This is a genomic window from Actinomadura keratinilytica, from assembly GCF_039539665.1.
Taxonomy (GTDB): Bacteria; Actinomycetota; Actinomycetes; order Streptosporangiales; family Streptosporangiaceae; genus Spirillospora; species Spirillospora keratinilytica.
In genome coordinates this window covers 1-7,760 of the sequence record NZ_BAABDO010000187.1, presented here as the reverse complement: position 1 = coordinate 7,760, position 7,760 = coordinate 1, and the positions used below count along the sequence as shown (strand labels likewise).

Sequence of the window (7,760 nt, the reverse complement as noted above, 5' to 3'; positions counted from 1 at the left end):
CGACCTGCGTGCCGATCGGCCCGTCGGCGTAGGCGGTCTCCAGCCAGGCCGCCGGATCGTCCTCGCGGCGCCGTGCGGTGGGCGTGCCGTCCCCGGCGTCGACCCAGATGACGTCCGGGACGAACAGGTGCCGCGGCACCGCCAGGAACGCCGGACGCCACCGGTCGGACAGCACGCCGACGTCCGCGAGCTCGTCGACGAGCCGCTGGTTCAGGGCCTCGGCCTCGCTCACTTGCCCTTGCCGCCCTTGCCCTTGTCCTTGTCCTGGTCGTCCTTGGCCCTCTTGCCCTTGCTCGGCTGCTTGTTGGGGTCGGTGAACGCGCCGTGCTGGTCTTTGGGCTTGTGGCCGTCCCACGTGTTGCCGCCCGTGCCGCGTGTGCCCATCTGTTCCCTCCAGGTGGTGTCGCTGCTGGGTCGTCGCTCATTGAAGCCAGGCCGGTTGAGCGGCGGCTAACGTCCGTCAGGATCCGATCCTGTTGCGTGGCGCCCCTTGCTCACACCGGGCTGCGTCGCGTCGAGCCGCCGTATGACTTCGCTGATCTGCCGGGCGGGGAAGTGCAGGCTGGCGAACGCGGTGGGGCCCGTGGGCCGGAGCCGGATGTTAGGCGCCCATCCGTCGCCTTCGGCCAGGTCCGCGGTCAGCGCGACCAGCCGCTGCATGTCGCCGACCGGCATCGTCAGCCATGCGAATCCGTCATAGAACCTGGCGTACCTCTCCCACCGCTCGGGCGGTATCTGCGTGCCGCCGCCGCGGATGGCCTCGCCGGCGTCCTGGCAGCACATCAGCGTCGTATAGCCCGTGGTCCAGAGCGTCTGGACCAGGTCGGCCATGCCGACGTCGACCGGGACCAGTTCACCGGACGGTGTGCACAGGTTTCGTGTGGGGTGAATTTGCGGCGGGTGGTCGGTCATCGGGATCCTCTGCGGTATGCCGCCCACTGCCGGATCGCCGCCAGGTAGGGCGGAATCCACGCGGCCGGGCGGGTCTTGCTGCGCCGCCGCCAAAGTGCCTCGTGCAGCGTGACGTACAGGTCGATGTCAGCCGGGGAGGCGGCGAGCCAGGAAGGGAACTGCGAGGCCCAGTCTTCCGCCTGCGCCGGTGTCTGGCCGGACATCAGCAGCCAGGGGATGATCTGGCCGATCTCCACCCAGGGCGCGCCGCGCGAGGTGAACGCCCAGTCGACCACGCAGGCGCGGCGGTCGGGCGTGATGATCAGGTTGTGCGGGTTCAGGTCGGTGTGCAACAGGGCGTCGCCGGCCATTGGCGAGACGTCGCGCCCTAGGTTCTCCCACCGCCGTTCGACGGGCATTGTCACCACGTCCGGGCGGGGCGTCGCCTGCAGCTCGTGCACCGACTTGGCCAGGACGCTCAGGTCGGGTGACCCTGGGGAGTAGTCCGCAGTGCGGCCTGCGACGTACTCGAAGCCGAGCGCCAGCCACCCCCCGGCCTCCGCCGTCCACAGAAGCCGGGGGGCGAGGGGCACACGCGGACACACCAGTGCCTCGCGCCGCAGCGACCGGACCTCCGGGCCGTCCCGGTCCTCCAGCTTCCGCGCGGCCTTGACGAACGTCGTCCCGCCGGGCGTCTCCACCGCGGACGCGATGTCGGCGTGATTGCCCGCGGGAGCCGGGACAACGCGCAGAATCGGACCGGTCCGGGTCTCTATGGCCTCCCGCACCTCTGCGGGAAGGTCGGCCCAGTCGCCACGTGGCATGGTGCGCCCTTCAGTTCAGCCGGGTGACCTTGAGGAAGCAGTTGTCGGTCTGGCAGCAGCTCGTGCCCCGCTGCCACATGCGCTCGTCGACCTCCCAGCCGAAGTGCCGCATGACGTCGACCGTCAGGCGCAGCGACTTGCCGGAGGCGATGGACTCGTTGACCACCGGAACGTGGTCGATGAAGTGGCCGCCGGTCAGCCGGGCGCAGAACTCCCGGTAGTCGGCGGTGAAGTCCAGGAAGTAGTGGATCGCCGGGTCGACGGCCTCCGAGGGGGTGAGGTAGCGGAACTCGTAACCGCCCTCGACCACGAACGCCGGCGGGTCGTCGGGGTCGTAGGCGGCGACGGTCGCGATGTACGCGAGCATCTGCTCGACCATCAGCTCACCGTAGTGGCGGGCGACCGGCATGTGCTCCTGGACGCGCGCGACGATCTGGTCGAACAGCTCGACCGAGATCAGGTCTCGCGGGTCACGGGCGGTGACGGCCTCGGCCGTTCTTTCGGTGGTGACGCTCATCAGCTCCTCCGAGCATCTGGCGCGCTGTGACGTTGTCCCGAGGTCCCGAGGTGCGCGCCGACACCCTCGACACTTCGGCGGGAAGGGCGGGCAACCGCGCCTTGGAGGCCCGCCCCACCGTCTGAGTGCCGCGCCCCCGGGAGGTACCCCTACGCACACGGGGGCGCGGCGGTCTAGAGGGGCGGCTGCGCGGCATGGGTGACATATCGGCAGGCCGCGCCGCCGCCTGGTGCCGCGGCCCCGGGCGTGGTGCGCCGCCAGCTCCCGGGGTCGCGGGGCCTCCCACGTGGCCGCGCCGGGCAGGGGCGCGTGCCACCACTCGTCAGCGCGCGCCCGGCGGACCTTGGGTGTCTCGGACACGGCGCCGGTCCTGCGGGTGGTCCGCCGGATGGCGTAGGCGCCGCCGTAGGACACCAGCTCGTACAACGTCGGCCCGCACCGCGAGCACATGGCGTCGCGCACGCGGCAGGGGTCGGGGTCGTCGAGGCGGCGCCAGGTCAGCTGTTCGGCGCCTGCCGGCGGCCTGCGCGAGTGCGTTCCGGGGCAGCCCTCGACGCGCGCCCGGGGCCCGGGCGGCACCTGTGCGGTCATCATTCGTCGTCGAGCTGGACGAATGCACCGGCGAGGCGCCGCCACATGGGCGGCCGGGGCGCCTCGTGCCGCCCGTACACCGGACGCCGCACAAGCACCGGCTCGGGCTCGGCGGCCTGCTGCCGGGGGACGGGCTGCACCCCGGCGGCGGCCAGGTGCTGGCCGAGCTCGGCGGGCGTGGCCGCGGCGACCACCTCGTCATCGACCGGATGACCGGTCGGCCGCAGCACCACCGCCATCCACATCGCGATGCGGTCGTCCCACCACACCGGCACGCGGTACCGCCGCTGCAGATAGGCGGTGACAGCGGCGGTGTTCCACTGCACTGGCCCGGCGGGCACCGATGATGCGGTCACCACGCCGTCTCCCTGGCGCGCTCGGCGTGCCGAGCAAGGCGACCGAGGACGTGCAGGGCCGCGTCGTCCAGGTGCTCACCATCGGCCTCGCCGATCGGTTCGCCCTCCTCGGTGAAGAGCCACAGGCGGCCGCCGTCCTCTGCCCTCGGCCGACAGGTGATCGTCAGCGAGACACCGGTCGCGTCCGCGACGTACAGCATGCGGGTGACCGTCAACCCGCGCATGGCCAACTGCCGACCGAGCGCGGCGAGAGGGTCGTACGAGTCGGGGACGCCCGTACGATCGTCCACAGTCGGACCTCCGTCGTCCGGCGAGGCCCCGGGACTTCCCGCCGTTCGCCCAGCGGCCCGGGGCCGACGGCTGTTGTGCCGTCCGTCACAGACGATCCACCGGCCGTGAGGTCGTCGGCTACAGGTTTGCCGCTGTTTGCCGCTACGCGCGACCGCAGCTAGTCCACCTTGTACCGCTCGTGCGGAATCGCCCGTTCCCAGGCCTGTTCAAAGGTGGCGACGATCTGACTCACGCGGCGTGGATCGGACGTGTACTCGAACTCCGGGACATGATTGCCGTGCCCGTCGTTGAAGTTGAACACGACCAGCCTCTGGTCGTACATCCAAAAGTCCGAGTGCGGCAGCATGATCCCGGACGCCTGTCGGCGCGGCAGCCAGCGGATCTCCTCACCCGCCCGGATGTTCTCGTCGCTGACCATGTACTCCCAGCGGATGTAGTCCGATACCGGCTCGGAGACGATCCGGACCCGGCGCACGCGCACGCCACGCGCCACCGCGTCACCGATCAGCCGCTCCCAGCGGCCCCCGTCGTCGATCCGCCCCGAACCTCCGGCCTTCCAGTCCTCGAACCCCGGGGACGGGCCGTAGAAGTCGCGCATCTCCAGGTGCACCGCCGACCGTGTCGCGCGGGCGAGCAGGTCGGCGAACGTCGGCTGGCCGTGGCCGTGACGCTCGTCGTAATCCCGGCCGACCGCGTCGAGGATCATCTGCTTCATCGAGGCGGGCAGCCAGACGACGGCCTCGTCGTCGGCGATCGCGCCGTGCTCACGGACCATGACAAGCACCCCCGGGTCCGTGATGACGCGGCCCTGGATCAGCAGGTCACCGGTATTGGGATCCACGAACACCGCAGGACAGTACTCCTTGTCCGAGTCCGGGTCCTGGCCGACGAAGTCGAGGGCGCGGAAGTCGGGCACGGCCGCCTCCTTGGGATCAGGCTGATTCCAGGACCGGCCATCGCGGCCTCTACAGCGGCCGGTCAAGAGCCTCCAGGGCGTTGTTGATGAGCGCCCGCGCTGTATCTCCGTGGACCGCCAGAGACCACAGCCGGTCCCACGCCTCGACGTACGGCCGGATGTCGGCGGGCTGGGTGAACTGCAGGTAGCCGCTGGTCAGTTCCACTGCCACCAGGTCGGCATCGGTCATGGTGAACGACTCGGCGGGAATGACTCCGGCCCGCTCGATGTCGCGCGGGATGATGCCGAGCGACACTGTCGGGCGGCGCATCGCCGACAACAGGTGCTGCAGCTGCTCACGGTGCACTTTGGTGGGCGCGCACCGGTACCGCAACACGTCCTCCTCCAGCAGGAAGAGCCACTTGGCGTCGGGCCGCCCCAGACAGCGCTGGCGTTCCATGCGTGCCTGTACGGCCTCCGCGACATCGTCTCGTTCGAGATGCTGCTCCTCGCGCGCCCGGCCCAGGTAGAACGCTGCCATCGCTGGTGTCTGCATCAGGCCGGGGATGACGCGGGTCTGGTAGATGCGCATGATCCTGACTTGCCAGTACTCGTCGCGTAGGCGTTCCTGACGGGCCTTCAGACCGGCGCGGTTGAGCTGCCGGTGCGTGGCCCACATGCTGGCCACCGCGCGCAGCTCGGCGAGCAGCTCCTCGGTGCGTTCAGCCGATACACCGCACACCTCGCACCAGGTCCGCAGATCGGCAGGCGAGATCGGACGCCGTGCGTGCTCGATCCTGCTTATTTTGGACACCCCAGCCGACCAGCCGGCCCGTTGCGCGAGTTCTTTGCCGGTCAGCCCGGCGTCCTGGCGAATCTGGCGCAGCTGGTCCGCAAGGCGTTTCCGGGCTGCCTGCGCAGACGAGGAGACGGGAGGCGGCATAGGTCAGCATCTACCCGAGCGCACTTGACCGGTGCCGCCAGTTTGCCAGAGGTTGCCGGGATCCGGCCGGGGGACGCGTCCGGCCGCCGACCGGACGGCCGACGGGCGGAACAGGGATCTACTGAGCTTTTCGTTAGTTCTGTGGGTGTGGAGGGGTGGGGTCCGTCAGTATCGCGGTATGCCCCCCAAGGCCGAGTGTGACAACCAGGAAGAGGTCGTCCCGCCGTTGACCCGGCCGCAGCCGACCGAGGCGCGGCGGATGCGTGCGGCCGAACTGCTCGAGCAGGGCCGTTCCCAGGCCGAGGTGGCCCGGATGCCGGGCGTGTCGGCTGAGAGCGTGCGGCGCTGGAAGCGGCGCATGGAGGCGGGCGGGGTGGCGGCACTGCGGCGCCGCCCGGCCACCGGCCGTCCCGCCAAGCTCGATGACGCCCAGGTCGAGCAGGTTCGTGCCGCGTTGGAGCAGGGCGCCCGGGCCCACGGCTTCGAAGCCGACCTGTGGACCTTGGAGCGGGTGGGGCAGGTGGTGGAGCGCGTGTGCGGGGTGCGGTTGTCGCGGGCCTCGGTGTGGCGGCTGCTGACCGCCCGTCTGGGCTGGAGCCTGCAGCGTCCGCAGCGCAGAGCCGTCGAGCGTGACGACGCCGAGATCGCCCGGTGGGTGGCGCACGAGTGGCCGCGCATCAACAAGGGGCCATAGAAAACCGGGCATGGATCGTGTTCGTCGACGAGTCGGGCATCTCGCTGCTGCCGCAGGTGCGGCGCACCTACGCTCCCCGCGGCCGCACCCCCACGTTGCGCCACCGCCTGAACTGGAAACGCGCCTGCATGGCCGCTGCGCTGGGCTACCACGCCGCCGACCCCGGACGCGGGGCTCGGTTGTGCTTCGATCTGCGGCCCGGCACCTACGACACCGCCGCGCTGATCGAGGTGCTCACCCGGCTCAAGGCGTTCTACCAGGGTGAACGCGTGGTGCTGATCTGGGACGGGTTGTCGGCGCACTGGAGCCGCAAAATGCGGGCATGGGCGGCCGGGCAGGACCGGCTCACCCTGGAGCGGCTGCCCGCCTACACCCCCGAACTCAACCCCGTCGAGATGCTGTGGTCCAGCATCAAGACATGCGAGCCGGCCAACCTGGCCGGCGACCACCTCGCCGACGTCGCCGACGCTGCCGAGGCCGGGATCCACCGCGTCTGCCAGGACGAACAGCTCGCATGGTCCTTCCTGGCCCACACCGGACTGCAAATCCACTGTCCAACACCACACAACTAACGAAAAGCTCAGTAGGTGGACGGGCCCGGGCCACGCCGCGGCCATCACCAGCCACCTCCTCGCCAGCGGGGGCGGCGCCGTGGCCGCGGGTGTCGGGGACGTCGTGTGTTCGCCGCACCACCACCAGGAGTGGGCCCAGCGGGCGGTCTTCAACCCGCATGTGTTGAACGTGGTGTGCTCGTTGCTCGGGCCGCGGGTGGCGGTTGCCGAACCGACTCTGCTGCTGGTCAAGCGGCCCGGCCGGTTCGCCGTCCCCCCTCACCAGGACGGTCTCAACGGCGGCGTTGAAGTCGCCGAGGGCGATCACCGGTCGGCTGCGGACCAGCCCGAACGCCTCGGCTTCGGCCAGCCGGACGGTGGGATTGGAGGGGGCCAGGTGCACGTTCATGATGTGCAGCTCCTTACCCTCCGACGTGCAGCTCCAAGTGGTGCAGGGCGTGCCACCACGGCGGAGCCGTGTCGGGACGTTCCCGCACGACCCACAGACCGGGACGCTCCCGGATGAGGAGCGCGAGGTCGCAGCCGTGGTGGTTGGACGGCACCAGGTAGCGGCCGGGCATGTCCAGCCTGCGGGCGACATCGTGCAGGATGCGCCGTCCGTCGGCGGCCCAGCCCTTGGCCTCCTGGACGGCCCACACGTCCACGTCCAGGCTGCGCATGACGGCGACCTGCCGGGTCAGGCGCGAGTCGTCGCCGCCGTCCAGCCCGCCGTCCCTGATGTTCCATGTCCCGACGGTCAGCCGCACAGCGTCTCCAGCAGGTCGGGGAGGTGGCGGACGTGGCGGATGGTGCGGGCACCTTCAGGCGGCTCCTGGCCGGACGGCGTCCCGGTAGGTGCGACGAGCACGGCGTGCATGCCGTGCCGCATGGGGCCGCGGACGTCCTTGTCGGGGTTGTCACCGACCCACAGCACCCGGTCGGCGGGGCACTTGGCGGCGTGGAGCACCAGTTCGTAGAAGGCGGCGTCCGGTTTGCGGACGCCCAGGGCGCAGGACTCCAGCAGGGCGGAGAACAACGGCTCGACGCCCGCCTCCCGCAGGGCCAGGCGGCGGGTGAGGACGGTGTTGCTGCCGAGCAGGAGCCGTTTCCCCCGGCCCTGCAGGAGGCGTAACGCCGGGATGACCGCCGGGTCGACCGGCCGCATGCCCAGGTGCGGCACTTTGGGGGTGTCCGGTTCGGTGAGGGT

12 protein-coding genes and 1 pseudogene are annotated in these 7,760 nt (G+C 70.7%); 2 read left to right on the top strand and 11 right to left on the bottom strand.

The window, feature by feature from the left end; translation table 11 throughout:
• From ABD879_RS31210 to ABD879_RS31170, 9 genes and pseudogenes are all read right to left on the bottom strand, one after another.
• A pseudogene (locus ABD879_RS31210) lies at nt 1–232 on the bottom strand (hypothetical protein); the annotation flags it as partial.
• Nucleotides 229–384, bottom strand: a complete 156-nt coding sequence (locus tag ABD879_RS31205) for a hypothetical protein (protein ID WP_345025355.1) — start codon at nt 382–384, stop codon at nt 229–231. The gene ABD879_RS31205 and the pseudogene ABD879_RS31210, both read right to left, overlap by 4 nt.
• Nucleotides 385–450: 66 nt before the next feature.
• Nucleotides 451–912 (bottom strand): hypothetical protein, encoded by a 462-nt coding sequence (locus tag ABD879_RS31200; RefSeq protein ID WP_345025354.1) that lies wholly within the window; start codon nt 910–912, stop codon nt 451–453.
• Complete coding sequence (locus ABD879_RS31195; RefSeq protein ID WP_345025353.1) at nt 909–1,715, bottom strand: phosphotransferase; 807 nt, start codon at nt 1,713–1,715, stop codon at nt 909–911. The genes ABD879_RS31200 and ABD879_RS31195 overlap by 4 nt, the downstream gene beginning before the upstream one ends.
• A 10-nt stretch (nt 1,716–1,725) precedes the next feature.
• Nucleotides 1,726–2,232 (bottom strand): hypothetical protein, encoded by a 507-nt coding sequence (locus tag ABD879_RS31190; protein ID WP_345025352.1) that lies wholly within the window; start codon nt 2,230–2,232, stop codon nt 1,726–1,728.
• A 590-nt stretch (nt 2,233–2,822) separates the two neighbouring features.
• Nucleotides 2,823–3,182, bottom strand: a complete 360-nt coding sequence (locus tag ABD879_RS31185; protein WP_345025351.1) for a hypothetical protein — start codon at nt 3,180–3,182, stop codon at nt 2,823–2,825.
• Entirely contained in the window at nt 3,176–3,469 is a 294-nt protein-coding gene (locus ABD879_RS31180; RefSeq protein ID WP_345025350.1) for a hypothetical protein, read from the bottom strand. The genes ABD879_RS31185 and ABD879_RS31180 overlap by 7 nt, the downstream gene beginning before the upstream one ends.
• A 158-nt stretch (nt 3,470–3,627) precedes the next feature.
• Nucleotides 3,628–4,452 (bottom strand): DUF6879 family protein, encoded by an 825-nt coding sequence (locus ABD879_RS31175; RefSeq protein ID WP_345025349.1) that lies wholly within the window; start codon nt 4,450–4,452, stop codon nt 3,628–3,630.
• Nucleotides 4,436–5,308 (bottom strand): helix-turn-helix domain-containing protein, encoded by an 873-nt coding sequence (locus tag ABD879_RS31170; protein WP_345025348.1) that lies wholly within the window; start codon nt 5,306–5,308, stop codon nt 4,436–4,438. Before ABD879_RS31170 ends, ABD879_RS31175 begins: the two co-directional genes overlap by 17 nt.
• Nucleotides 5,309–5,486: 178 nt before the next feature.
• Here ABD879_RS31170 and ABD879_RS31165 point away from each other — a divergent pair, with 178 nt between their 5' ends.
• On the top strand, nt 5,487–6,002 hold the full coding sequence (locus ABD879_RS31165; protein WP_345025347.1) for an IS630 family transposase: 516 nt from the start codon (nt 5,487–5,489) through the stop codon (nt 6,000–6,002).
• Between the two features lie 17 nt (nt 6,003–6,019).
• A complete protein-coding gene (locus ABD879_RS31160; RefSeq protein WP_345025346.1) occupies nt 6,020–6,574 on the top strand; it encodes a transposase in 555 nt (184 codons plus the stop codon).
• Nucleotides 6,575–6,975: 401 nt separating this feature from the next.
• On the opposite strand, the gene ABD879_RS31155 is transcribed toward ABD879_RS31160, so the two are convergent.
• A complete protein-coding gene (locus tag ABD879_RS31155; RefSeq protein ID WP_345025345.1) occupies nt 6,976–7,320 on the bottom strand; it encodes an endonuclease/exonuclease/phosphatase family protein in 345 nt (114 codons plus the stop codon).
• Nucleotides 7,311–7,760: HAD family hydrolase (locus ABD879_RS31150; protein WP_345025344.1), on the bottom strand; the 450-nt coding region annotated here is incomplete at its 5' end. The genes ABD879_RS31150 and ABD879_RS31155, both read right to left, overlap by 10 nt.

What these genes read in the sequence shown, in the direction of transcription:
- ABD879_RS31195 (WP_345025353.1), bottom strand. Translation starts at nt 1,715, where the DNA reads ATGCCACGTGGCGACTGGGCCGACCTTCCCGCAGAGGTGCGGGAGGCC.
- ABD879_RS31205 (WP_345025355.1), bottom strand. Translation starts at nt 384, where the DNA reads ATGGGCACACGCGGCACGGGCGGCAACACGTGGGACGGCCACAAGCCC.
- ABD879_RS31200 (WP_345025354.1), bottom strand. Translation starts at nt 912, where the DNA reads ATGACCGACCACCCGCCGCAAATTCACCCCACACGAAACCTGTGCACA.
- ABD879_RS31170 (WP_345025348.1), bottom strand. Translation starts at nt 5,308, where the DNA reads ATGCCGCCTCCCGTCTCCTCGTCTGCGCAGGCAGCCCGGAAACGCCTT.
- ABD879_RS31165 (WP_345025347.1), top strand. Translation starts at nt 5,487, where the DNA reads ATGCCCCCCAAGGCCGAGTGTGACAACCAGGAAGAGGTCGTCCCGCCG.
- ABD879_RS31190 (WP_345025352.1), bottom strand. Translation starts at nt 2,232, where the DNA reads ATGAGCGTCACCACCGAAAGAACGGCCGAGGCCGTCACCGCCCGTGAC.